27 protein-coding genes are annotated in these 23,286 nt (G+C 71.9%); 18 read left to right on the plus strand and 9 right to left on the minus strand.

Annotation, left to right across the window (positions count from 1 at the left end; translation table 11 throughout):
- Positions 1 to 107 precede the first annotated feature (107 nt).
- The 8 genes from ACZ6KO_RS13195 to ACZ6KO_RS13230 all read left to right on the plus strand — a co-directional run bounded on the left by ACZ6KO_RS13195 (position 108) and on the right by ACZ6KO_RS13230 (position 6,923).
- Positions 108 to 785 carry an HAD family hydrolase gene (locus ACZ6KO_RS13195; RefSeq protein WP_469303949.1) on the plus strand — a complete coding sequence of 226 codons (678 nt, stop codon included), beginning with the start codon at positions 108 to 110 and terminating at the stop codon, positions 783 to 785.
- 43 nt (positions 786 to 828) lie between these two features.
- Entirely contained in the window at positions 829 to 2,058 is a 1,230-nt protein-coding gene (locus ACZ6KO_RS13200; RefSeq protein ID WP_469303952.1) for an MFS transporter, read from the plus strand.
- Entirely contained in the window at positions 2,009 to 3,178 is a 1,170-nt protein-coding gene (locus tag ACZ6KO_RS13205; protein WP_469303955.1) for an acetoin utilization protein AcuC, read from the plus strand. The genes ACZ6KO_RS13200 and ACZ6KO_RS13205 overlap by 50 nt, the downstream gene beginning before the upstream one ends.
- 169 nt (positions 3,179 to 3,347) lie before the next feature.
- Entirely contained in the window at positions 3,348 to 4,178 is an 831-nt protein-coding gene (locus ACZ6KO_RS13210; protein ID WP_469303956.1) for a phosphatase, read from the plus strand.
- A gap of 115 nt (positions 4,179 to 4,293) precedes the next feature.
- Entirely contained in the window at positions 4,294 to 4,503 is a 210-nt protein-coding gene (locus tag ACZ6KO_RS13215; RefSeq protein ID WP_162688852.1) for a helix-turn-helix domain-containing protein, read from the plus strand.
- A 122-nt stretch (positions 4,504 to 4,625) separates the two neighbouring features.
- On the plus strand, positions 4,626 to 4,724 hold the full coding sequence (locus ACZ6KO_RS13220; protein ID WP_003948845.1) for a 30S ribosomal protein bS22: 99 nt from the start codon (positions 4,626 to 4,628) through the stop codon (positions 4,722 to 4,724).
- Between the two features lie 106 nt (positions 4,725 to 4,830).
- A complete protein-coding gene (locus ACZ6KO_RS13225; RefSeq protein WP_469303959.1) occupies positions 4,831 to 5,922 on the plus strand; it encodes an NAD-dependent epimerase/dehydratase family protein in 1,092 nt (363 codons plus the stop codon).
- A complete protein-coding gene (locus ACZ6KO_RS13230; protein ID WP_469303963.1) occupies positions 5,922 to 6,923 on the plus strand; it encodes a lysophospholipid acyltransferase family protein in 1,002 nt (333 codons plus the stop codon). The genes ACZ6KO_RS13225 and ACZ6KO_RS13230 overlap by 1 nt, the downstream gene beginning before the upstream one ends.
- A gap of 75 nt (positions 6,924 to 6,998) precedes the next feature.
- Here ACZ6KO_RS13230 and ACZ6KO_RS13235 read toward each other — a convergent pair whose 3' ends face one another.
- The 3 genes from ACZ6KO_RS13235 to ACZ6KO_RS13245 form a co-directional block, all read right to left on the minus strand.
- Positions 6,999 to 8,210 (minus strand): DUF5667 domain-containing protein, encoded by a 1,212-nt coding sequence (locus tag ACZ6KO_RS13235; RefSeq protein ID WP_469303966.1) that lies wholly within the window; start codon positions 8,208 to 8,210, stop codon positions 6,999 to 7,001.
- Positions 8,211 to 8,434: 224 nt separating this feature from the next.
- Positions 8,435 to 9,241, minus strand: coding sequence for an ECF subfamily RNA polymerase sigma factor, BldN family (locus ACZ6KO_RS13240; protein ID WP_469303970.1), 807 nt, complete (start codon positions 9,239 to 9,241; stop codon positions 8,435 to 8,437).
- A 330-nt stretch (positions 9,242 to 9,571) separates the two neighbouring features.
- A complete protein-coding gene (locus ACZ6KO_RS13245) occupies positions 9,572 to 10,546 on the minus strand; it encodes an HAD family hydrolase (protein ID WP_469303973.1) in 975 nt (324 codons plus the stop codon).
- A gap of 104 nt (positions 10,547 to 10,650) precedes the next feature.
- Here ACZ6KO_RS13245 and ACZ6KO_RS13250 point away from each other — a divergent pair, with 104 nt between their 5' ends.
- The 6 genes from ACZ6KO_RS13250 to hemB all read left to right on the plus strand — a co-directional run bounded on the left by ACZ6KO_RS13250 (position 10,651) and on the right by hemB (position 17,707).
- Complete coding sequence (locus ACZ6KO_RS13250; RefSeq protein WP_469303975.1) at positions 10,651 to 10,929, plus strand: glutaredoxin family protein; 279 nt, start codon at positions 10,651 to 10,653, stop codon at positions 10,927 to 10,929.
- A gap of 273 nt (positions 10,930 to 11,202) precedes the next feature.
- Entirely contained in the window at positions 11,203 to 12,024 is an 822-nt protein-coding gene (locus ACZ6KO_RS13255; protein WP_469303976.1) for a redox-sensing transcriptional repressor Rex, read from the plus strand.
- Positions 12,021 to 13,946, plus strand: coding sequence for a glutamyl-tRNA reductase (locus tag ACZ6KO_RS13260; protein ID WP_469303978.1), 1,926 nt, complete (start codon positions 12,021 to 12,023; stop codon positions 13,944 to 13,946). Before ACZ6KO_RS13255 ends, ACZ6KO_RS13260 begins: the two co-directional genes overlap by 4 nt.
- Positions 13,943 to 14,911, plus strand: coding sequence for a hydroxymethylbilane synthase (gene hemC / locus ACZ6KO_RS13265; protein ID WP_469303980.1), 969 nt, complete (start codon positions 13,943 to 13,945; stop codon positions 14,909 to 14,911). Before ACZ6KO_RS13260 ends, hemC begins: the two co-directional genes overlap by 4 nt.
- A complete protein-coding gene (locus ACZ6KO_RS13270) occupies positions 14,908 to 16,575 on the plus strand; it encodes a bifunctional uroporphyrinogen-III C-methyltransferase/uroporphyrinogen-III synthase (protein WP_469303983.1) in 1,668 nt (555 codons plus the stop codon). The genes hemC and ACZ6KO_RS13270 overlap by 4 nt, the downstream gene beginning before the upstream one ends.
- A 130-nt stretch (positions 16,576 to 16,705) precedes the next feature.
- Positions 16,706 to 17,707, plus strand: a complete 1,002-nt coding sequence (gene hemB / locus ACZ6KO_RS13275; protein WP_469303985.1) for a porphobilinogen synthase — start codon at positions 16,706 to 16,708, stop codon at positions 17,705 to 17,707.
- A 42-nt stretch (positions 17,708 to 17,749) separates the two neighbouring features.
- Here the strand turns inward: hemB and ACZ6KO_RS13280 are convergent, their stop codons facing one another.
- The 4 genes from ACZ6KO_RS13280 to ACZ6KO_RS13295 all read right to left on the minus strand — a co-directional run bounded on the left by ACZ6KO_RS13280 (position 17,750) and on the right by ACZ6KO_RS13295 (position 20,322).
- On the minus strand, positions 17,750 to 18,400 hold the full coding sequence (locus tag ACZ6KO_RS13280; protein ID WP_469303989.1) for a DUF7691 family protein: 651 nt from the start codon (positions 18,398 to 18,400) through the stop codon (positions 17,750 to 17,752).
- 46 nt (positions 18,401 to 18,446) lie between these two features.
- Positions 18,447 to 19,232, minus strand: a complete 786-nt coding sequence (locus ACZ6KO_RS13285; protein ID WP_469303991.1) for a GNAT family N-acetyltransferase — start codon at positions 19,230 to 19,232, stop codon at positions 18,447 to 18,449.
- A gap of 134 nt (positions 19,233 to 19,366) precedes the next feature.
- Positions 19,367 to 19,756: a hypothetical protein gene (locus tag ACZ6KO_RS13290; RefSeq protein WP_469303993.1), complete on the minus strand. Its 390-nt coding sequence runs from the start codon at positions 19,754 to 19,756 to the stop codon at positions 19,367 to 19,369.
- Positions 19,757 to 19,896: 140 nt separating this feature from the next.
- On the minus strand, positions 19,897 to 20,322 hold the full coding sequence (locus tag ACZ6KO_RS13295) for a GlcG/HbpS family heme-binding protein (protein WP_469303995.1): 426 nt from the start codon (positions 20,320 to 20,322) through the stop codon (positions 19,897 to 19,899).
- A gap of 137 nt (positions 20,323 to 20,459) precedes the next feature.
- Here ACZ6KO_RS13295 and ACZ6KO_RS13300 point away from each other — a divergent pair, with 137 nt between their 5' ends.
- The 3 genes from ACZ6KO_RS13300 to ACZ6KO_RS13310 all read left to right on the plus strand — a co-directional run bounded on the left by ACZ6KO_RS13300 (position 20,460) and on the right by ACZ6KO_RS13310 (position 21,704).
- Positions 20,460 to 20,900, plus strand: a complete 441-nt coding sequence (locus ACZ6KO_RS13300) for a MarR family winged helix-turn-helix transcriptional regulator (protein ID WP_469303998.1) — start codon at positions 20,460 to 20,462, stop codon at positions 20,898 to 20,900.
- 91 nt (positions 20,901 to 20,991) lie between these two features.
- Positions 20,992 to 21,375, plus strand: a complete 384-nt coding sequence (locus ACZ6KO_RS13305; protein ID WP_469304000.1) for a hypothetical protein — start codon at positions 20,992 to 20,994, stop codon at positions 21,373 to 21,375.
- 56 nt (positions 21,376 to 21,431) lie between these two features.
- Complete coding sequence (locus ACZ6KO_RS13310; protein ID WP_469304002.1) at positions 21,432 to 21,704, plus strand: DUF1876 domain-containing protein; 273 nt, start codon at positions 21,432 to 21,434, stop codon at positions 21,702 to 21,704.
- On the opposite strand, the gene ACZ6KO_RS13315 is transcribed toward ACZ6KO_RS13310, so the two are convergent.
- Both ACZ6KO_RS13315 and ACZ6KO_RS13320 read right to left on the minus strand, forming a co-directional pair.
- Positions 21,686 to 21,931 carry a DUF397 domain-containing protein gene (locus tag ACZ6KO_RS13315; protein WP_469304004.1) on the minus strand — a complete coding sequence of 82 codons (246 nt, stop codon included), beginning with the start codon at positions 21,929 to 21,931 and terminating at the stop codon, positions 21,686 to 21,688. The two genes, ACZ6KO_RS13310 and ACZ6KO_RS13315, sit on opposite strands and share 19 nt — an antisense overlap.
- Positions 21,928 to 22,713: a helix-turn-helix domain-containing protein gene (locus ACZ6KO_RS13320; protein ID WP_469304006.1), complete on the minus strand. Its 786-nt coding sequence runs from the start codon at positions 22,711 to 22,713 to the stop codon at positions 21,928 to 21,930. Before ACZ6KO_RS13320 ends, ACZ6KO_RS13315 begins: the two co-directional genes overlap by 4 nt.
- Positions 22,714 to 22,892: 179 nt before the next feature.
- Here ACZ6KO_RS13320 and ACZ6KO_RS13325 point away from each other — a divergent pair, with 179 nt between their 5' ends.
- Complete coding sequence (locus ACZ6KO_RS13325; RefSeq protein WP_469304010.1) at positions 22,893 to 23,267, plus strand: ATP-binding protein; 375 nt, start codon at positions 22,893 to 22,895, stop codon at positions 23,265 to 23,267.
- Positions 23,268 to 23,286 lie beyond the last annotated feature (19 nt).

A 23,286-nucleotide genomic window follows, 5' to 3' on the forward strand; every position in this document is an offset into this window, starting at 1 on the left:
GGTACTGCAGGGGGGACCCTGTGGGAGAGTAGGACGCCGCCGAACAATCATTGTGGGAAAGCCCCGCACCTTATGGTGCGGGGCTTTTCTGCGTTTAGGGTCAGGGTATGACCTATGAGCTGATCATCTTCGACAACGACGGTGTGCTGGTGGACAGCGAGCCGCTCGCCAACGGCGTGCTCGCCGCCTATCTCACCGAGCTGGGGCACCCCACCTCGCTGGAGGACTCGCTGCGGGACTACATGGGATCGGCCGTGCACCGGATCCACGACCTCGTGCACGAGCGGACCGGGCGCCGGCTGCCGGACGAGTTCAACCAGAGGCTGCTCACGCGCACGCTCGCCGCGTTCGAGCGGGAGCTGCGGCCCGTCGAGGGGATCGCGGACGTGCTCCGGACGCTCCAGGAGCAGGGGGTGCCGTACTGCGTGGCCTCCTCCTCGACCCATGAGCGGATCCGGGCCGGGCACCGGGCGGCCGGGCTGAGCGAGTGGTTCGAGGACCGGATCCTCTTCAGCGCCGAGGACGTGGGCAAGGGGAAGCCCGCCCCCGACCTGTTCCTGCACGCCGCCGCGCGGATGGGGTTCGAGCCGGAGCAGTGCGCGGTCGTCGAGGACAGCCCGCTCGGGGTGGAGGCCGCCGTCGCCGCCGGTATGGACGTGTACGGGTACACGGCCATGACGCCCGCCGGCCGACTGGGCGCGTCCACCGGGCTGTTCGGGGAGATGAGGGCGCTTCCCGGGCTGCTCGGACTCGGGGCCGGGCAGGGTGCCGGACTGGGTGTGTGAGATCTCTACCCGGGAGTAGGGGAACGCCCTACGCTGTGCCGCCATGACGGCAACGGGAACGGCGGACGTGCGGCTCGGGCGCGGGCGCGGGGCGCTGGGGTTCAGCTTCTTCGTGCAGGGCGTGACCTTCGCGCTCCTGGTGACGCGGATCCCCGCCATCCAGGACCGGTACGGGATATCCGACGGGTTGCTGCCCGCCTTCCTCGCCGCCGTGCCCATCCTCGCCGGCGTGGCGAGTGTGGGGACCGAGAAGCTCGTCCGGCGCGTGCCGCCCAGCGTCGTCCTGCGCTGGGCGCAGCCGCTGGTGCTGCTGTCGTTGCTGGCCGTGGGCGCCGGTACCGAGCTGTGGCACGTGGCGGTCGCGCTGGGGGCGTTCGGGCTCGCGGTCGGGGCGCTGGACGCGTCCATGAACATGCTGGGCGTCAGCCTCCAGCACGCGTACGGGCGGAGCATCATGCTCGGCTTCCACGCCGCGTACAGCCTCGGCGGCATCGTGGGGGCGTCGGCGGCGTGGGCGGGGGCGCACTGGCAGCTGGGGCTGTTCGTGTCGTACCTGCCGGCGGTGGCCGTGCTGCTGCCCGGCGCGCTCCTCGGGAGCCGGTTCTACGTCGACCATAGCGTCGGCGGGCAGCGCCAGGAGCCGGGCGAGCCGGGCGGCGCCGGGTTCCGGATGCTGCTGCCGCTGTGCCTGGTGATGGCGTGCGCGTACATCGGGGACTCGACGGTGGCGAACTGGAGTGCCAAGTACCTCCAGGACGTGCTGGGGAGTTCCGAGCAACTGGCCACCGTCCCCTACAACGTCTACATGGTGACCACGCTGCTCGGGCGGGCCGTCGGGGACCTGGGGGTGCGGCGGTTCGGGGCGGTGGCCGTGGTGCGCGGCGGGACGCTGGTGGCGGCCGGCGGATTCGCGGTGGTGGCGGTGGCGCCCGGGGCGTGGGTGGGGATGCTCGGGTTCACGCTGCTGGGGCTCGGGCTGTGCGTGATCGTGCCGCAGACCTTCGCCGCCGCCGGGCGGCTGTTCCCCGGCGCCTCCGACGTGGCCGTCGCGCGGCTGAACATCTTCAACTACGTGGGGTTCCTGATCGGGTCGCCGTTGGTGGGGGCGCTCGGGGACGCCTGGAGCTACCGGTGGGCCATGGTCGTGCCGATGCTGCTCGTGCTGGTGACGCTGTTCCACGCCCGCTCGTTCGGTGCTCAGGGCGCCCGATACGGTGTCGGGCATGAGCGGCCGCGGGTTGTTGATGTGGGACGAGGCGGTAACGAAGTATGACTTCGGGCCCAGCCATCCGATGGATCCGGTGCGCCTGGCGCTGACCATGGGCCTGGTGCGCGCCTTCGGGCTGGACCGGGAGATGGAGGTGCGCTCGGCCCGGGCGGCCGGGGACTCGACGCTGCGGCTGGTGCACCGCGAGGACTACGTGGCCGCCGTACGGGAGGTGTCCGCGGACCCGGGGGTGGCGGACGGCTCGTACGGGCTGGGGACCATGGACGATCCGGCGTTCCACGGGATCCACGAGGCGTCGGCGCTGATCGCCGGGCAGTCGGTGGGGGCGGCGGAGGCGATCTGGCGCGGGGAGGCCGCGCACGCCGTGAACTTCTCCGGCGGGCTGCACCACGCGATGCCGGGAGGCGCGGCCGGGTTCTGCGTGTACAACGATGCGTCGCTGGCCATCGCGCGGCTGCTGGAGCTGGGGGCCGAGCGGGTGGCGTACGTGGACGTCGACGTGCACCACGGGGACGGGGTGCAGACGGCGTTCTGGGACGACCCCCGGGTGCTGACGATCTCCCTGCACGAGCATCCGCGGACGCTGTTCCCGCAGACCGGCTGGCCCGAGGAGACCGGGGGGCCGGGGGCCGAGGGCGGCGCCGTGAACGTGGCGCTGCCGGCGGGCACGGGGGACGAGGGGTGGCTGCGGGCCTTCCACGCCACCGTGCCGGAGCTGCTGGCGGACTTCCGGCCGCAGGTGCTGGTGACGCAGCACGGGGCCGACACGCACTTCGAGGACCCGCTGGCGCACCTGGCGGTGTCGCTGGACGCGCAGCGGGCCGTCCAGGAGGCCTGTCACGCGCTGGCGCACGAGCACGCGGACGGGCGGTGGCTGGCGCTGGGCGGCGGCGGGTACGCGGTGGTGGACGTCGTACCGCGGTCGTGGACGCACCTGGTGGCGATCGCGGCGCACCGGCCGATCGATCCGGAGACGGCGGTGCCGTCGTCGTGGCGCGACGAGGTGTACGCGCGCACGCGGCAGTTGGCGCCGGCGCGGATGACGGACGGGCGGTCGGTGGGCTGGCGGGACTGGGAGGCGGGGTACGACCCGGCGGACCGGACGGACCAGGCGGTGCTGGCGACGCGGCGGGCGGTGTTCCCGCTGCGGGGGATGCTGCTCTAGTTCCGGTCACGGCACTGGCTCCCGCTGCCGGCTCGGCGGGCGGGTCGGGCGCGGTGCTCCGCACGGCGCTTATCACGGTTGCTGCACCCGGATGCGGCTGGTTAGGCCAACGGTGGGGCTGTTCGCGGGAATCGGCGAGCGGCCCGGGCGGGTGCGGCAGCATCGGAGCGTGTTGAGCACCGGCGCCCTGCGAGCGCATCTGCTGGCCGCCCGGTTGGCCGGGCCCGTCGCGACCTCCCGCGAGGAAAGCCTGCGCAGCTACCGGCTGTTCGCGGCGCGCGACCCGCGGGTGTTATTGGGGCTTGATCCGGAGTGGCGGTGGGGCGAGGGTGATCTGCTGCGGCTGATGGCCGACAAGTGCGGGGTCTCGGGGGATCCGGCGCACGTCAGCGGCCCGGACGTGATCGATCCGGAGCGGACGGTGGCGGCGCTGGAGGCGTTCGCGGAGCGGCTGCGGGCCGCCGCGGGCGTGCGGGCGGCCGTACTGCTGGGGACCGGGCACCCGCACCGGCTCCTGGACTTCTACGCCACTTTGGCGCGGGCCCTGTCGGCGGCGGGCTGTGTTGTGCTCACTCCGGCGCAGGGGTACCTGATGGACGTGGCGACCCGGTTCGGCGTACGCACGTACTGCCTCGACTACGTACGGGGGGTCGCACTGGTGCGGGAACCCGGCGTGCGGCCGTCCGGGAGTGCCACCGGCGCGCACTCCCATTCGCCGTTGCCGGTCCGGGTGGCCCTGGGGGCGCTGGCGGAGGCCGGCGGGCCGCTGCCGGAATTGGTGGTGGGGGATCACGGATGGGTCTGCGGAGCAGGTCAGCTGGGTTTTGAGGCCATCGGGCTGGCGGATACGGACGATCCCGCGCTGTTCGTGGGGGAGGCCGAGGGGCGGGTGGCGGTGGCCGTTCCGCTGGATGACGGGGTCCGCTCGGACTACTACGTGCCCCTCACGCGCTATGTCCTCGACCGGGCGCGGCTGTCGGGGCGGTACGAGGAGTCGTAGCTCCTCTTCCCCACTCGTATCATGCGCCCCTAATCTGGGGAGTGAGCGTGCGACGACGTGGAGTAACCGGAGGGGAAGCCGGTGCCCCGTCATGCGCGGAAGGTCAAGGTGTGTCATGGCTGCTGGCGAGAGGCCTCTCAGTGAGGTTCAGTTCCTGACCGTGGCGGAGGTCGCCTCGGTGATGCGAGTGTCGAAGATGACCGTGTACCGCCTGGTGCACAACGGCCATCTGCCCGCGATCCGGGTGGGCCGGTCCTTCCGGGTCCCCGAGAACGCGGTCCACGAGTACCTCCGGGAGTCGTTTGTGGGGGTGGAGTCGGCCTGAGTCTGACCCCCGGGTTGCCCTCGGATTACAAGCTCGGCTCTCAGGCGGGTAGGCTAGGCCGACGTAGGTCGTGTGGGCCCAGACGCCCCGCACCGAGTGAAGAGAAGTGAGCGAGGGTAGTCGTGGGCTCTGTTATCAAGAAGCGGCGCAAGCGGATGGCTAAGAAGAAGCACCGCAAGCTGCTCAAGCGCACCCGCGTTCAGCGCCGTAACAAGAAGTAGACGGCAGCTGTACGTGTTTTCCGCAGCCCCTCCACCATCCTGGTGGAGGGGCTGCGGTGCAGCCGGGTACTTCGTCCGCGGTGTTGACCGAGGGAGGCGCTGAGCGGTGGGCAAGGTCGTGCTGGTGACCGGGGCTGCGCGGCAGCTGGGGGGCCGTTTCGTGCGGCGGATCCAGCGCGACCCGGATGTCGAACGGGTGATCGCGGTCGACGCGGTACAGCCGCCGCACCGGTTGGGGGCGGCGCAGTTCGTGCGTACGGACATCCGGCAGTCGGCGATCGCGCGGGTGCTGGCGGAGCACGCGGTCGACACGGTGGTCCATCTGGCGGTCACCGGGGGCAGCGCGGGGGCGGGCGGGGCCCGCAGCGCCGTCAAGGAGACCAACGTCATCGGGACGATGCAGCTGCTCGGGGCGTGCCAGAAGTCGCCCACGGTACGGCGGCTGGTGGTGAAGTCGAGCACCAGCGTGTACGGCGGCTCGCCGAAGGATCCGGCCGTCTTCACCGAGACCTCGCAGCCGAAGGCGCTGCCGTCGTCCGGGTTCGCGAAGGACGCGGTCGAGGTCGAGGGGTACGTACGGGGCTTCGCGCGCCGGCGGCCGGACGTGGCGGTGTGCGTGCTGCGGTTCGCGAACATCCTGGGGCCGTTCGCGGACTCGGCGCTGGCGGAGTACTTCTCGATGCCGGTGCTGCCGACGGTGCTCGGGTACGACCCGCGGCTGCAGTTCGTGCACGAGGACGACGTGCTGGACGTGTTGCGGCTGGCGGCGGCGGAGCCGCGGCGCGGCACGCTGAACAGCGGCACCTTCAGCATCGCGGGTGACGGGGTGCTGCTGCTGTCGCAGTGCGCGCGGCGGCTGGGGCGGCCGACGGTGCCGCTGCTGCTGCCGGCGGTGACGTGGGTGGGGTCGGCGCTGCGGGCGGTGGGGGTGACGGACTTCTCGCCGGAGCAGATCCGGCTGCTCACGCACGGGCGGGTGGTGGAGACGGCCCAGATGCGTGACGTGCTCGGGTTCGAACCGGTGTACACGACGGCGGAGACCTTCGCGGACTTCGCGCGCAGCCGGGGGAACGGGCTGCTGCCGCCGGAGCGGGCGGCGCGGGCCGTGGACCGGATGGCGGAGCTGTTGGACATCGAAGTGGACGGCGCGGGCAAGGGCCCGGGCGGCGGCTTGGTGGACGAGGGAGCGAAGCGATAGTGGCGGACGCCAAGGTCATTCCGTTCGACGAGGAGCGGCGGCCGCGCCGGCGGGTGCGGCGGGTACGCGCGGTTCCGGAGCCGGCGGCCCCGCCGGGCGACGAGGTACGGCCGGCCGACGGGCCCGGGGAGGCGGCGGCGGAGCCGGCTCCGGCGGCCGGCGGTGGCTGGGACCGGCGGATCGCGGGCGGGCTGGCGTTCCTGCGGCGGCGGGTCACCGGGGAGTACGAGGTCGACGACTTCGGCTACGACAAGGAGCTCACCGATCAGGTGCTCATGTCGCTGCTCCGGCCGCTGTACGACAAGTACTTCCGGGTGGAGGTGAAGGGCCTGGAGAACGTCCCGTCGGAGGGCGGGGCGCTGATCGTGGCCAACCACTCGGGGACGCTGCCGCTGGACGGTCTGATGCTCCAGGTGGCGGTCCACGACCACCACCCGGCGCGGCGGCACCTGCGGCTGCTGGCGGCGGACCTGGTGTTCATGCTGCCGGTGGTCAACGAGCTGGCGCGGAAGGCCGGACACACGCTGGCGTGCGCGGAGGACGCGCAACGGCTGCTGGAGGCCGGGGAGCTGGTCGGGGTGATGCCGGAGGGCTTCAAGGGGATAGGGAAGCCGTTCGGGGACCGCTACAAGCTGCAGCGCTTCGGCCGGGGCGGTTTCGTGTCCACGGCGCTGCGGGCGGGCACGCCGATCGTGCCGTGCTCGATCGTGGGCGCGGAGGAGATCTACCCGATGGTCGGCAACGCCAAGACGCTGGCACGGCTGCTGGGGATCCCGTACTTCCCGATCACTCCGACGTTCCCGTGGCTGGGGCCGCTGGGTGCGGTGCCGCTGCCGACGAAGTGGACGATCCAGTTCGGGGAGCCGATCCCGACGGACGGGTATCCGCCGGAGGCGGCGGAGGATCCGATGCTGATGTTCAACCTGACGGACCAGGTGCGCGAACAGATACAGCACACCCTGTACAAGCTGCTGGTGCAGCGCCGTTCGGTGTTCTTCTGACGGTGTTGTTCTGACGGTGTTCTTCTGAAACGGCCCGGTGGGGCAGCTCGTGCGCTGTCCCACCGGGCCGTCCGGTCATTCGCCCGCGTCCTCCGCCTTCAGCCCCAGGCCCGGGAGGATGCCCGGGAGCAGGGGCGGCAGGGTGATCTCCGGCTTCGCCGCGTCGGGCGGGGTGGCGGAGGGACCGCCCGTGCCGCCCGGCGGGTGCTGGGGGAGCAGGCCTTCCGCGCCCCCGAGGAGGCCGCCGTCCTTGCCCGGCGGCGTGTTCGCCGCGGGCGTGGTCGGGGCCGCCGGGGCGGGGCCGCCGCCGGGGGCGGCCGCCGGGGGCGTGACGTGCTGCTTGCCCGGCGGTGTGCCGGTGGCCGGCTTGGACGGGGGCGCGCCGCGGGTCTGCTCCGGGGGCTTCGGCAGCAGATTCGCCAGGGGCGCGACGTCATCGTCTATGGCCTGGAAGACCGAGCTCACCTCGTCGCCCACGTCGGTGAGCTGGGGCGGCAGGTTCGACCGGAGCCGTCCCCACGCGTCGCGGTGCGAGCTGGAGAACGACGACAGCGCCTGCATGGGGCCGAGCGAGCCGTCCCGCTGGTAGGCGAGGTGGAGGAGCCGATGGGCTTCGGCCGCGTCGCGCTTCATGAAGGACAGCGTCTTGCGGATCTCGCCGAGGACCTCGTGGTCCAGCGGGCCGGACCGGCCCCGTTCCATCAGGCGCCGGGCCTCCGACAGCCGCCTCGACGCGTGGTCGAGGTACAGCTCGCCCTTGTCCGACTCGTCGTCGGCCATGCCGAGCTGGAGGTCCTCCATGCCCCGCTTGAGCGGGTACAGCGTTTCACCGGGCAGCGCGTCCGTACTGGCAGCGGCTACACCGCTGAACGCCCCCGCGGCCACTCCGACCGTGAGCCCCCCCGCCGCGATGCCCTTGGACCAGCGGGAGCGGGGCCGCATTTTCCGGAGCGTCGTCGCCCGGTGGGCGCCGCGGCCGGTCCGCTGCTCGGGCACCAGAGGGTCCGGGGCGGCACCGCCCCCGGCCCTCTCCTCCATCACCATGGCCTCCATGGCGGCAACGAGCTGGGCTCGTTGCACCACTTTGACCTCGGCGTCCAGCTTCGGGCGCGGCATTTCGCCGAGCGCGCTCGCCAGGGCCAACAGCCGGTCGTGCTCGGCAGGTTCGGCAGGTGCCTCGGACTGCTCGGCCGCCGGGTCCGGTTCCGAAAGGTCGGATGGGGTCCGATCCTCCAGGGCCTGGGCGAAGGCGTTCGCCCGCCGGTGCGGAGAAACGTTCGCGATCACTGGCGGCACCTCCTCTCGTCATGACGATCGACTCCCCAAGGTGTCCGGAAGGTTGCCTTCCTCCAGCGCGTCCACTCTTTCGAGTGAGCGGCTTCGGGCATGGCGTGTCCACAGGGAGCCTGCATTCCGCACAACGAGCGTCGCGGCACTTGGGTTACGGACGAAGGATGATCGGACCACAGCGTCATCGAGGGGTCACCGGTTGTGTCATGGGTCGAGGAGGGTCAGCGGGCGTCGTCCGGGAGCAGGCGGGCCAGGGTGCGGACCGCCCGGTACTGGAGGGTCTTGATCGCACCCTCGTTCTTTCCCATCACCCGGGCCGTCTCGGCGACCGAGAGGCCCTGCAGGAAGCGCAGGGTCACGCACTCCTGCTGCTGCGGATTGAGTTTCCGTACGGCCTCCAGCAGGGCCGCGTTGGAGAGGGACTCCAGGACGGAGTCCTCGGGGGAGCGTTCCACCTCGTTGGCGTCCAGCATTTCGCCCGTGGTCACTTCCAGGCGGAAACGGCTCGACTTGAAGTGGTCGGCGACCAGGTTGCGCGCGATCGTCACCAGCCAGGCGCCGAAGTCGCGGCCCTGCCAGGTGAAGGTGGAGATGCGGCGCAGGGCCCGCAGGAAGGTCTCGCTGGTGAGATCCTCCGCGGTCGCCTTGCCGCCGACGCGGTAGTAGATGTAGCGGTACACCGTGTCGCTGTACTGGTCGTAGAGGCGGCCGAAGGCCTCGGCCTCGCCGGCCTGGGCCCGTTCGACCAGGTCCATCATGCGGGCGCTGTCGCTGTCCGCGCTGGGGCGGCGGGTGGTGGTGGCCGCGCCGGCGGCGGTTGCGCCGCCGCTGGTACGACCGCGTCTGCCCACCGTCGCTCCACCGTCGGTCAGGGCGTAGCAAGGACCGGCAGGGCCGAGGCCGGCAGGGACCGCGGCGGCGAAGGCAGGGACGGCGTACGCGGTGGGGACGAAGCCGCGCAAGTGGTCGAGGACCGTTGCGCGCAGCGTAGCCAGGCCCGAGGCGTCAACCCCGACAGGTGGGTACACGGGACTCCCAGAGGCAGAGCTTCCATCACGTGCAGTGCGGGACCGTTCACCCGTCGTGGCGACAGATGGGCGGCGGCATGCGTTTGAGGAGAATAACGCTTCGTACAGGCAGCGCTACACCCAGTTGCGCAAATCATCGATTCCGACACTTCTGTTGCGTGTCGAGGGCATATTCAGTCGCGGACCGTGATCGATTGCTGATCGTTTGAGGTTCCGGAATGGATGCTTCGGGGGTGCCTCGCGACCGATTCGGGCAGGCCGGAGTGCCGTACCGGGGGTACGGGTAGACCTGCGGGAATGCCCGTGGCGCGGGCCGCGCGCGGGGTGCGCCTAGCGGCGGCGGCGGTGCAGGGCGATCGCGGCGGCCGCGCCGCCGGCCAGGGCGCCGACCCCGGCGGCTGCCGGGACGCCGACCTTCACGGCCTTGCGGCCGGTCCGATAGTCGCGCAGCCGCCAGTCGTGCGCCCGGGCATGCTTGCGCAGTTTTGTGTCGGGATTGATCGCGTACGGATGCCCGACCAGTGACAGCATGGGGATGTCGTTGTGCGAATCGCTGTACGCCGCGCAGCGTTCGAGGTCGAGGCCCTCGGCGGTCGCCAGGGCCCGTACGGCCTCGGCCTTGGCGGGCCCGTGCAGGGGTTCGCCGACGAGCTTGCCGGTGTAGACGCCGTCGACGGACTCGGCGACGGTGCCCAGGGCGCCGGTCAGGCCCAGCCGGCGGGCGATGATCGTGGCGGTCTCCACGGGGGCGGCCGTGACCAGCCACACCTTCTGTCCGGCGTCGAGGTGGGCCTGGGCCAGGGCGCGGGTGCCGGGCCAGATGCGTTCGGCCATGTACTCGTCGTAGATCTCCTCGCCGATGGCCATCAGCTCGGAGACCTTGTGTCCCTTGACGATGGACAGGGCGCTGTCGCGGGCGTCCTGCATGTGCTCGGGGTCCTCGACGCCGGCGAGCCGGAACCAGGCCTGCTGCCAGGCGAAGCGGGCGAGTTCGCGGCGGCGGAAGAATTCGCGTTTGTACAGTCCGCGGCCGAAGTGGAAGATCGCGGCGCCCTGCATGACGGTGTTGTCGAGGTCGAAGAAGGCGGCGGCGAGGTCGTCGCCGGCGACCGGGAACTCCGGCTCGGGCGGGGCCTGCGGCGCGGCTTCGGGGGCGGCGGCGGCTTCGGGTCCGGCCCCGGGCTCCGGCTCGGCGGGTTCGGTCAGCGCGGTCTTGCGGGCTGCCTCCGCCGAGGCCTCGCCTGCCAGTACGCTCCGCGCGGTCGCGGAGCGCCTACGGGGTGTGAGCCATCCGGGAGCGGCCATGACGCGAGCATAGCCACTGTGTTCGGTGGTTCCCGAACCGCGGGGATGCGGATGCGTGAACACTGTGGGGCCCCTGTGTTACGCGGGCGGAGGAGAATGAGGGCATGAGTCCTTTGCTGCGCCGTAAGGAAAAGAAGAGGCCCGCGGACCGGGTGGTCACGCTCGTCGGGAAGCAGGGGTGCCATCTGTGCGAGGACGCGGAGAAGGTGGTCGAGAAGGTCTGCGCCGAGACGGGCGCGCGGTGGGAGAAGAAGGACATCGCGCAGGACGAGGAGCTCTACCGGCTGTACTGGGAGCAGATCCCGGTGGTGCTGGTGGACGGCGAACAGCACACCTTCTGGAGGGTGAACCCCGAGCGGCTGCGGCGGGCGTTGGAGGACTGACCCGTTCCACGGTTACCATCATGGGCGATTTATGGGGACTCGGGGGCGTATCGATGAGGAGTGTGTGCGGTTTTGCCCCCTTCGGGATTTGAACGGGTTCGGCCCGTTCTCGGTTCCACCCCCATGGCAGGGAGGTGCGTGACCCCGGTCACTTTGGTCGGACAAAGCGGACACAATCTTTGTGCACGCGTTCACAAAGACATAGCCTGCTGTCGACGGGGCGGTCTTGGGACAAGTGACCGCCTGCAGCCCCGCTCATCCCGCAGGAGCATCGTGGCAACTGGCCGAACTCACCGACCGGCGACCCGCAGCCGAGGCATTCCCGAGGCCACTGTCGCCCGGCTCCCGCTGTACCTGCGGGCACTCACCGCGCTCTCCGAGCGATCGGTCCCGACGGTGTCCTCCGAGGAGCTCGCCGCCGCGGCCGGCGTCAACTCCGCGAAGCTGCGCAAGGACTTCTCCTACCTGGGCTCCTACGGGACCCGGGGCGTCGGCTACGACGTCGAGTACCTCGTCTACCAGATCTCCCGCGAGCTGGGCCTGACCCAGGACTGGCCGGTCGTCATCGTCGGCATCGGTAACCTCGGCGCCGCCCTGGCCAACTACGGCGGCTTCGCCTCCCGCGGTTTCCGGGTCGCCGCGCTGATCGACGCGGACCCGGCGATGGCCGGGAAGCCGGTCGCGGGCATGCCCGTGCAGCACACCGATGATCTGGAGAAGATCATCGAGGAGAACGGCGTCTCGATCGGCGTCATCGCCACGCCGGCCGGTGCGGCCCAGCAGGTCAGCGAGCGGCTGATCGCGGCCGGGGTCACCTCCATCCTGAACTTCGCGCCGACGGTGCTGTCGGTGCCGGAAGGCGTCGACGTGCGCAAGGTCGACCTCTCCATCGAGCTGCAGATCCTGGCGTTCCACGAGCAGCGCAAGGCCGGCGAGGACGCGTCGGCGCCCGCTCCGGCGCCCGCTTCGGCCCCGGCGGCGTCTGCTCCGGCTGCGCAGGCCGCGCCGGGGACGGCCGCCGCGGCCGCCCCCGTACCGCCGGCGACGCGCAAGGGCCGTCCCGACGGTGACGTGCCGGCGGTGATGCCGGCATGAGTCTGCTGGTCGTAGGGCTGAGCCATCGCAGCGCGCCGGTGAGCGTGCTGGAGCGCGCCGCCCTGTCCGCCGACGCGAAGGTGAAGCTGCTGCACGACACGCTGGCGGCGGAGCCGGCGGCCGAGGCGGCGGTACTCGCCACGTGCAACCGGATCGAGCTGTACGCGGACGTCGACAAGTTCCACGCGGGCGTGGCCGAGCTGTCCACGCTGCTCGCGCAGCACAGCGGGGTCGCTCTGGAGGAGCTCACCCCGTACCTGTACGTGCACTACGAGGACCGTGCGGTGCACCACCTGTTCTCGGTGGCGTGCGGACTGGACTCGATGGTGATCGGCGAGGGGCAGATCCTCGGCCAGATCAAGGACGCGCTGGCGCTGGGGCAGGAGCTGCACACCGCCGGCCGGCTGATCAACGACCTCTTCCAGCAGGCGCTGCGGGTCGGCAAGCGGGCGCACTCGGAGACCGGTATCGACCGGGCCGGGCAGTCGCTGGTGACGTTCGGGCTGGAGCAGCTCGCGGTGCACACGCCGGTGGGCGAGTGGGCGGCGGGCAAGCGGGCGCTGGTGATCGGCGCCGGGTCGATGTCGTCGCTGGCGGCGGCGACGCTGGCGCGGGTCGGCGTGGCCGAGATCGTGGTGGCCAACCGGACCGCCGAGCGGGCGGTGCGGCTGGTCGAGCTGCTGGGTGAGAGGGTCTCCGCCCGGGCCGTGTCCATGGCGGACGTCCCGTCCGAGCTGACACGAGTCGACGTGGTGGTGTCCTGCACGGGGGCCACTGGGCTGGTGCTGGACGCCGATGCGGTGGCGGTGGCGGTGGCCGGGCGCCCTGCGGGCGGCTCTTTCCCCACCCCGCCCCTTCCCGGAACCGGGGCTGCGCCCCGGACCCCCTCCCGGGGCTCCGCCCCGAACCCCGCGCCTCAAACGCCGGCGGGGCTGGGTGGGCTGGGCTCCGCCCCGGACTCCGCGCCGCTGGGTGGGCAGGGCTCCGCCCTGGACCTTCCTCGGACGACGCTGGGGGCACCCCCGGCGCCTCGAGCGTCGGAGGATGGCCTCCGGCTCGATGTGGCCTCGCGGCTGGCGGAGCAAAACTCAGCCTCGCCGGCGTTTGAGGCGCGGGGTGCGGGGCAGCGCCCCGCCGACGGCGAGCACGAGGTCGTCGCACGGCTTGCCGCCGCCGCGCAGGCGCTGGGCCGGCTGGCCGACGCGGGGGCCGCGCGGACCATCAGCGTCGGCGCCGAGCGCACCGCAGGTGTCGTCGCCGACGACTGCCCCCTCGACTTCGACGGGCGGGCCGCCCTGGCCGGGGTGGACGCCAGTTCGCTGGAGCTGCACGGGACCTGGGCCGACCAGGGCGAGGCCGCCGCGCAGCGGCAGCCCAGGCGGGCCGGACGGGCCGTCGCCGACGGTGCCGCCGCACCCGTACGGCTGGCGCTGCTCGACCTCGCCATGCCCCGCGACATCGACGCCGCCGTCCACCGGATCCCCGGCGTACGGCTCGTGGACATCGAGAGCCTGGCCGAGGCGTCGGCCGACGCCCCGATGGCCGCCGACGTCGACGCCGTGCGCGGGATCGTCGCTGACGAGGTGGCGGCTTTCGGCGCCGCCCAGCGCGCCGCCCGCATCACCCCGACCGTGGTGGCCCTGCGGGCCATGGCCGCCGAGGTCGTGGCCGGCGAGGTGGCCCGGCTCGACGGACGGCTCCCCGACCTCGACGACCGGCAGCGCGCCGAGGTGGCGCAGACCGTACGCCGTGTCGTCGACAAGCTGCTGCACGCACCGACCGTGCGCGTGAAGCAGCTCGCCAGCGAGCCCGGCGGCGCCGGGTACGCCGAGGCGCTGCGCGAACTTTTCGATCTCGACCCGCAGACGGTGGCCTCCGTCAGCCAGGCCGACAGGAACGACGACCCAGGACGGGCATCATGAATTCACGTCTCGACCAGCCGCTCCGGCTCGGCACGCGGCGAAGCAAGCTGGCCATGTCCCAGTCCGGCCATGTCGCGGAGGCGGTGCGGGCCGTCACCGGTCGCCCCGTCGAGCTCGTGGAGATCACGACGTACGGGGACGTCTCCCGGGAGAACCTCGCGCAGATCGGCGGCACCGGCGTGTTCGTCACCGCGCTGCGCGACGCCCTGGTGCGCGGCGAGGTCGACTTCGCCGTGCACTCGCTGAAGGACCTGCCCACCGCCCAGCCCGCCGAGCTCGTCGTCGCGGCCATGCCGCCGCGCGAGGACGCCCGGGACGCGCTCGTGGCGCGCGACGGCCTGACCTTCGAGCAGCTGCCCGACGGCGCCCGCGTGGGCACCGGTTCGCCGCGCCGCATGGCGCAGCTCAACCACTACGCCCGCGCGCTGGGCAAGCGCATCGAGACGGTCGCCATCCGCGGCAACGTCGACACCCGCATCGGGTACGTGCGCGACGGCGAGCTGGACGCGGTCGTCCTGGCCGCGGCCGGCCTCAACCGGATCGGACGCAGCGACGAAGTGACCGAATACCTGTCGGTCGACACGGTTCTGCCCGCCCCCGGCCAAGGGGCACTCGCAGTGGAATGCCTCGCGTCCGACGCGGAGCTCATCGCCGCCCTCGGTGAACTCGACGACCCGCACACCCGGGCCGCCGTGACCGCCGAGCGGTCCCTGCTCGCCGCCCTGGAGGCCGGCTGCAGCGCGCCCGTTGGCGCGTTCGCCGACCTTCTGGGGGACGGGCAGATTGTCAACGAAATGCGCCTGCGCGGCGTCGTCGGCACCCTCGACGGCTCGACGCTGGTGCAGCTGTCCACCACCGGTCCCGTGCCCCAGTCGTACGACGAGGCGATGGCGCTCGGCCGCGAACTCGCGGACGAGATGCTGGCCAAGGGCGCGGCCGGTCTGATGGGGGAGCGAGCGCTTTGAACCCCTCAAGTCCGTCCACCTCCGCGTTTCCGGCCGCTGTGGCCCAAGGACGCGTCACCTTCCTCGGTGCCGGTCCGGGCGACCCGGGACTGCTCACGCTGCGCGCCGTGGAGGCCCTGGCCGCCGCGGACGTGCTGATCGCGGAGCCCGAGGTGCTCGAAGTCGTCGTCGCGCACGCGCGCCCGGGCGTCGACACGCCACAGCTGACGGTCACTGACGAACTGTCAGCAGCCGCCGGGGTGCCGGTGATCCGGGACGCCGCCAATCTTGTCATGGAGGCCGCGCGCTCCGGCAGGCGGGTCGTGCGTGCCGTCACCGGAGACCCCGGGCTGGACGGCAGCGCCGCCGAGGAGATGCTCGCGTGCGCCACGGAGGGGATCCCCTTCGAGGTCGTGCCCGGTGTCGCGACGGCGGTGGGCGTGCCCGCGTACGCCGGTGTGCCGCTGCGCGACAAGCAGGGCGCGGACGTCCGTTTCCTCGACGCCCGGACCGCCTCGGCCCGCTGCTGGACCGAGACCGGCGCGAGCGACGGCATCCTCGTCGTCTCGGCGACCCTGGAGACGGTCGCGGCCGCGGCGGCGGAGCTGGTGTCGGCCGGGCGCAAGCCCGATACGCCGCTCACCGTCACCGTCGCCGGTACGACGACCCGGCAGCGCACGTGGTCGGCGACGCTCGGGACGATCGCCCAGGTCTTCAAGCAGGGCAAGATCCTGCCCTCGCCCGAAGGCGCGCGCCCGGTCATAGCCGTGGTCGGGGAGCACAGCGCCTGCGCCCGCCGCGAGGACCTGTCGTGGTTCGAGTCCAAGCCGCTGTTCGGCTGGCGGGTGCTGGTGCCGCGGACGAAGGAGCAGGCCGCGTCGCTCTCCGACCAGCTGCGTTCGTACGGCGCGGTGCCCCACGAGGTGCCGACCATCGCCGTGGAGCCGCCGCGTACCCCGCAGCAGATGGAGCGGGCGGTCAAGGGCCTGGTGACGGGCCGCTACGAGTGGATCGCCTTCACCTCGGTCAACGCCGTGAAGGCGGTGCGGGAGAAGTTCGAGGAGTACGGGCTCGACGCCCGCGCCTTCGCCGGGATCAAGGTGGCGGCGGTGGGCGAGCAGACCGCGGCCGCGCTGGTGGAGTTCGGCGTGAAGCCGGACCTGGTGCCCAGCGGTGAGCAGTCGGCGGCCGGGCTGCTGGAGGACTGGCCGCCGTACGACCCGGTCTTCGACCCGATCGACCGCGTCTTCCTGCCGCGCGCCGACATCGCGACGGAGACGCTGGTCGCGGGCCTGATAGAGCTGGGCTGGGAGGTGGACGACGTCACCGCCTACCGGACGGTGCGCGCGTCGCCGCCGCCGGCGGACACCCGCGAGGCGATCAAGGGCGGCGGTTTCGACGCCGTTCTCTTCACGTCGTCGAGCACCGTGCGCAACCTGGTCGGGATCGCGGGCAAGCCGCACAACGTGACGGTCATCGCCTGCATCGGGCCGGCGACGGCCAAGACGGCGGAGGAGCACGGCCTGCGGGTGGACGTGCTGTCGCCGGAGCCGAGCGTGAGCAAGCTCGCGGAGGCGCTGGCGGAGTACGGCGCGGCGCGCCGCGACGCGGCGCGGGAGGCCGGGGAGCCGGTCGCCCGGCCGAGCGAGCGCCGGCCGGGTGCGCGCAGGCGGCGCACCACCTGAGCGGGCACTCCCCGAGGGTTGCGGGGCCCGGACGCGGCGCGTCCGGGCCCCGACCCGTTTTCGGGAACGGCGAGGGGGACGGCCTACGCTGGACGCCGACTGTTCTCGAGGCTCGAAGAGGCGACTGAGTATGAGCGCGTACGGATCCTTCCCCGGCTCGCGGCCGCGACGGCTGCGCACCACCCCGGCGATGCGGCGCATGGTCGCGGAGACCCGGCTGCACCCCTCGGACCTGATCCTTCCGGCCTTCGTACGGGAGGGCATCAGCGAGCCGCTGGCGATCTCGGCGATGCCGGGCGTGGTCCAGCACACCCGTGACACGCTGCGCAAGGCGGCGGTCGAGGCGGTCGAGGCGGGCGTCGCGGGGATCATGCTCTTCGGGGTCCCGGCGGACGAGAACAAGGACGCCCTCGGTACGGCGGGCACCGAGCCGGACGGGATCCTCCAGGTCGCGATCCGTGACGTGAAGGCGGAGGTCGGGGACGACCTGGTCATCATGTCGGACCTGTGCCTGGACGAGTACACCGACCACGGCCACTGCGGGGTGCTGGACGCCGAAGGCCGTGTCGACAACGACGCGACGCTGGAGCGGTACGCGGAGATGGCGCAGGTCCAGGCCGACGCGGGCGTCCACGTCGTGGGGCCCAGCGGGATGATGGACGGCCAGGTCGGCGTCATCCGTGACGCGCTGGACGAGACCGGGCACGAGGACGTGTCGATCCTGGCCTACACGGCGAAGTACTCGTCGGCCTTCTACGGGCCCTTCCGCGAGGCCGTCGCCTCCTCCCTCCAGGGCGACCGCAAGACGTACCAGCAGGACCCGGCGAACGCGCGCGAGTCGCTGCGGGAGCTGGCGCTCGACCTGGAGGAGGGCGCCGACATGGTGATGGTCAAGCCGGCCGGCCCCTACCTCGACATCCTCTACCGGGTCGCGCAGGCCGTGGACGTGCCGGTGGCGGCGTACCAGATCAGCGGCGAGTACGCGATGGTCGAGGCGGCCGCGGAGAAGGGCTGGATCGAGCGCGACCGGGCCGTCATGGAGACCCTGATGGGCATCAAGCGGGCGGGCGCGGACACGATCCTGACGTACTGGGCGACCGAGGTGGCGGGCTGGCTGCGCCAGGAGCGCTAGGCAGACAGGGCTGGGGGCCGGGCCGCTGGGCGCGGGCCGGGTCTAGCCCTGGATCCAGAACAGGATCGCGTCCGGGGCGTGGCCGTACTTCAGGGACGTCTGGAGCTCGTCGTACTCGAACCGGAGCAGCTCCAGCAGCTGCTTCGTGTCGTACGTGAAGGAGCCGTCCAGGCGGTCCAGCACCGCGCTGTACGCGTCGATCACTTCCTTCAGCCGGGCCATCGGCAGACGCCCGATGGCCGGGTAGCCGTCCAGCGGGGACGGGATGGGGAAGGGGATCTCCTCGGGGACGCCCGCGTAGAGGAAGCCGTGCGGGAGCAGGTCGGCCGGGACGCCCAGGCCGGCCAGCTCCTCGTCCAGGAGCCCGAAGAACGTGGACGGCTTGGAGTAGACGCCCACGTCGGTCGGGTCCGAGCCGTGGCACTCGATGATGTTCTGCAGGGCCGTGTAGTACGCGTTGCCCACGTACGGGCCCGTCGCCTCCGGGCGGCCGGCCAGGAGGTGCTCCAGGGCCTCGGGCACGGTGATGCCCCAGTCGATGCCCTCGTAGTCCAGCGAGGCCTGGCTGGCGCGGGCGTGCTCGCGGATGTTGCCGAGGACGCGCTCCTGGTTGTCCGTCAGCTCGCCGGCCACCGGGAGGTAGGCGAGGATCCGGCTCATCGTGGCGGTCTTCATGCTGATCACGTGGCTCATGTGGGCCATCTTCGCCCCTGGCACCGACAGCACGCGCCCACGGGGCCTATGAGCGGTCGAAGTTGTGGCAGTGGCCGATCACGGTGAAGCCGTGGCGGGCGTACCAGTGGCGCGGCCAGTCGTCCGCGTCCGCGATCAGGAAGCGGGTCGGGAGGTGCGCGGCCAGCCGCAGCGCCGCGTGCAGGACCGCGGTGCCGTAGCCCTGCCCGAGGTGGGCCTCGGAGGTGACCAGGTCCTCGATCTGGGCGGTGCCCGTGACCGGGTCGGCGTAGAGGTCCGCCCACGCGGCGACCTCGCCGTCCGGCGTGGGGGCGCCGATGAAGCGGACGGAATCGGCGCCGCGCAGGCGGGTCTGCCGGCGTTCGACGAGGTGGTGGATCTCCTCGTCGCCGGCGACGGGCAGGAAGCCGCGCCAGCGGCGGGCGAGCGGCCGGCGCAGGGCCTCCAGGCCGACCGGCCCGGCCGGACCCGCCGCGCCCGCCGCGGGGACGGGTCCGTCGTGGAGCATGACGACGTACGTGGAGTGGGTGTACCCCGCCTCCGTGAGGTACGGCGCGCAGGCCCGGCCCGTCGCGTCGTCCAGGACCGACACCATCCGGTGCGGGAGGTGGGCGAGCGCCTCGTCCACGACGGCGGGGAGGGTGCGGGGATCCAGGGAGCCGGGGGCCCCGTCGATGAACACCTGGTTGTTCGCGCGCGAGTGGGCGTACGTGTCGTCGAGCGCGGCGAAGCCGCCCGGTACGTCGACCGTCCGCTCGGCCGCGCGGCGGGCGAACGCGGACTGGAAGGCGTTGGTCCTGGCGTACTCGGCGAGGGCGTGGGGGCTGGGCATGGGGTGAGCGTAGGCGGGCGGGGCGGGCCCGGTCCTGTCATTTGTCGCGGTCCCCTGCCGGTGGCACGCCCGTGACGCCGTGACCCGCAGGTCACGACGTCACGGGGGTGGGGCGATGCCCTAGGAGCGGTGTCCTAGCAGTGCGGGACGACCTTCTGGTTCGCGACCTTGTTGGCGTTGATCCAGCCGGAGACCCGGACCGACGAGCCGTTCGTGCTGACGCCGGGCGCGTGGACGAAGAACCAGCGGTTGGTGCCGTTGGCCCAGGCGCCGTCCGCCCAGCACCGCATGTCCACCTTGGTGCCCGCCCAGATCGTGCCCATGCGGTTCTGCGGGGTGGACCCGTAGATGGAGGCGTAGGCGGTGGCGGGGCTGTTCGTCTTGGGCTGTGCGGGCATCGCCATGCCGCCCCCGTCGTCGACGGCGGACGCCGGGCTCACGAAGGCCAGGGCGAGGGCGGCGCCGAGGGCCCCGGTGGTGGCCACCCGGCCCAGACGTCCGGACTGTGCGCGGTCGCGCTTCATGTGTCGCCTCTCGGTGCGTGCTGCGGGTGAGTGCTGCGGGAAGGTCCTCACAGTCGATCACGCACCGCCCCCGTCACCTCCCGGTTCGCCGGTTACGGAAGTCTTACGCCCGTTGCGGCCAGGGGGAGTTACGCCGGGAGTTACGCGGGGATGGCGGCCAGGCCGGCCTCGGCGATCTTCACGTCGTCCGACCAGTGCCCGCCCGAGACCCCGATCCCGCCGACGAGGTGTCCGTCGACGACGATCGGCAGCCCGCCGCCGAAGGTGACGAGCCGGTCGATCCCGGTCCGGGCGCCCACCGACAGCTGGGCGTCGTTCTCGACGAACTCGTGCCAGTCGGTGGTGCTCAGCCCGAAGGCGGCCGCGGTGTAGGCCTTGTCCTGGGCGATCTGGATGGTCATCAGGCCCGAGCCGTCCTGGCGGGCGAAGGCGCTCAGGTGGCCGGACTCGTCGACGACCGCGACGGCGAAGCGCAGGTCGGTCTCCCGGGCGGCGGCGAGGGCGGCGTCGACGATGGAGCGGGCGAGGTCGTTGCTGAGGGCGGGGCGGATCCGGGCAGCCGTCATCAGGCACTCCTTGTGCGTGTTGGTGCGGGGTGGTGCGTGCTGGTGTTCGTACGCATGCAGCTAACAGCATGCGAATAGGTCTACGCAAGCTCACCGCTGTCTTGGTGGTGGCTGCCCGTCGCTCCTACACTCGGCGCATGCACTACTCCGAGCGACTGTTGGTCTTCATCAAGCAGGCCGAGCGCGTGACCCAGGCCGCGAAGGAGGCAGCGGTGCGCGAGGCGGGCATCACCGCCGCGCAGCAGGGCGCGCTCGCCGTGCTCAGCGACAACCCGGGGATCAACGCCGCCGAGCTCGCGCGGCGGCTGTCGGTCACCCCGCAGACCATGAACAGCCTGCTCGGCCGGCTGGAGGCCCGCGGCCTGGTCGCGCGCACCCCGCACCCGATCCACGGCACGCTGATCGAGATCCGGATGACCGAGCGCGGCAAGGAAGTCTTCGCCCAGGCCGACGCGTTGGTGGCACAGCTCGACGCCCGCCTCGCCGAGGGGCTGTCCGAGGCCGAGGTGGCCGCCGTACGGGACCTGCTCACCCGGATCTCGCGCAACGCGGAGGGGCCGTCGCGCGGGGGTGAGTGAGTGCGGGGTGAGTGAGCAGGCGGCTGAGTGAGTACGTCGGATGAGTACCGCGACTCATGCCCGGGGCCGTGCGGAACGGTTTGCTGGGGCCATGACCTCGACGCACCTCGCCGACACCCGTGACCGTGACACCGCCCCTGACACCGCCCGTGACCGGCGGGCCTACATCGCGCCGCTGCTCAGCACGCTGCTGACGCTGCCCATGGGCCTGCTCTCGCTCTTCATCGCCGGGCTGTCCCCGATGGCCTGCGACTCGTGCGGCGAGGCGCAGAGCGACCGGTTCGACGCCAGCTTCGCGACCGCGTTCCCGATCTTCGGCGGCGGGCTGGTGATCGCCCTCGTCCTGCTGATCGCGACGTGGGCGCTGCCCTGGCAGCGGCGGTACGCCGCCCGGCGCGTGGCGCTCGCGCTGTGGGCGCCGGGCTTCGTGGTGGTCAACTACGTCGTCTTCTGGGGTCTGATCGACTGGCCGTAGGGGAGGGGTGGGCGCACCCTGGAGGGATAGAGGTCGACCTCTGGAGGTGATCCGCGATGCCCACGCTCGTCGGGTGGCATGTGGAAATGGAGTTCTCCGAGGAGGGCCACCGCACCAGCGCGGCGGCCATGCTCAGACTCGGTGACAACACCGAGCTCAAGGCGCGCGGCTATGCCATGCGCCACCCCTCCGACCCGGAGCAGCTACGGGTCGGAGAGGAGATCGCGGGCGCCCGTGCGCTCATGGATCTCGCGTCCCAGCTGCTCAGCAAGGCACACACCGAGATCGACGAGGCAACGGGCAGGCACTCCTACCCGCTGACCCACTGAGTGAGGTGCGACCACGTCGAAGGGGAAAGGGTGAGAGTGGGGCCGTGCGGGACCTTCGAGTCCCGCACGTGCACCTGGTCGGCGGCGGGGCAGGCGGCCATTTCGACGCACTGGCCGCCCTCGTCGCCGCTGTAGCTCGACTTGCGCCAGGCGACGGCGACTTCCAGGCACGCGCCGCCCTCGCTGCCGCTGTAGCTGGACTTGAACCACGTGAGTTCGGTGCTCATAGCTCTCCTAGCAGCTGGTCGAACAGGTCCTTCGTCGCTACGAAGTTGAGCGCCTGTGACCGCAGCATCGCATACTTCTGCTGGAGGATGCTGACCTCGTTCGGGTCCCTGACGAGGATGCTGCCGCGCTGGGTTTCGGAGTAGGCCAAGTGCTGGTGCTCGGGGGTCTCCAGGAGGATGAACGACCCATCGAGACCCGCGTGAGCGGTGACGCCCAAGGGCAGTACCTGGATGGAGATGCTGGGTCGGTCGGCGCATTCGCGCAGGTGCCGGAGTTGCTCACGGGCGACCTCCACACCGCCGATCCGGTCGCGGATGGCCGCCTCCGCGATGATGAAGCTGAGGGTGGGCGGGGTCGGACGGCGCAGTATCTCCTGGCGCTTCATCCGGCGGGCGGTCTGGAGCTCGATCTTCTCCTCCCCGACGTAGGGGACGCGACAGCGGAGGACCGCGCGGGCATACGCCTCGGTCTGGAGCAGACCCGGGACGGTCAGGGCGTCGTACCAGGACAGGGCGAGGGCCTCGGCCTCGCGTTCCATGTACTCCTCCGCCCAGGCCGGGATCGTGTCGACCTCGGGCAGACCGTTCGCGGCGACCGTCAGGAGGCCGGGCAGGCGCAGGATCCGGTCGAGTTTCTCGGCGACGTCCGGCATCAGGACGCGCCGGCCCTGCTCGATGGAGGCCAGGGTCTCGATGTCCATGGGGACGAGTTCGGCGAGCGCGCGCTGGGTGAGTTTGGCGGCGATGCGGGCCGTGGCGACGAGTGCGCCGACCATCTTCATCGCTGTGGCGTTGGGCCGTGGCCGCTTCCGTGGTGGCATGACTGGGGGCTCCCCACTGGAGACGTGGAACTAGGCCGTACCAACCCGTACTCGGCGAGGAGTACGGGTTGTTCGTCTCAGCCACGCTAGTCACGCATCGCGACGATCAGGGCGTGAACGTAAATATTCAACCCGCTCTGATGCGGGACCGACTCTACCCGCGCAGCCGTCAAACGGTGGGCGCTGCCAGGGAGTTCACGGTCGCGACACTTGACGCGTGGGGTGTCACATCGCGCCGGGACGAGATGTTGCTCTGCGTGAGCGAACTCGCCACCAACGCCCTGTTGCACGGCGTACCCCCGGGCCGCGGCTACCGCCTGCGGCTGCTGCGCTTCGAGGGCGTGGTGCGGGTCGAAGTGCACGACAGCGGTGGCGGGTTGCCCCGGGTCGGGGTCGGGGCGGGGGCGTCGGACGAACGCGGGCGCGGGCTGCTGCTGGTGGCGGCGGTGGCGGACGCGTGGGGGGTGGGCGCGAGGTCGCCGGGGAAGGTGGTGTGGTGCGAGTTCGCCGGATGACCTGAGACTGCGCCGTTCG

It is taken from the genome of Streptomyces sp. NPDC042102, from assembly GCF_055582305.1.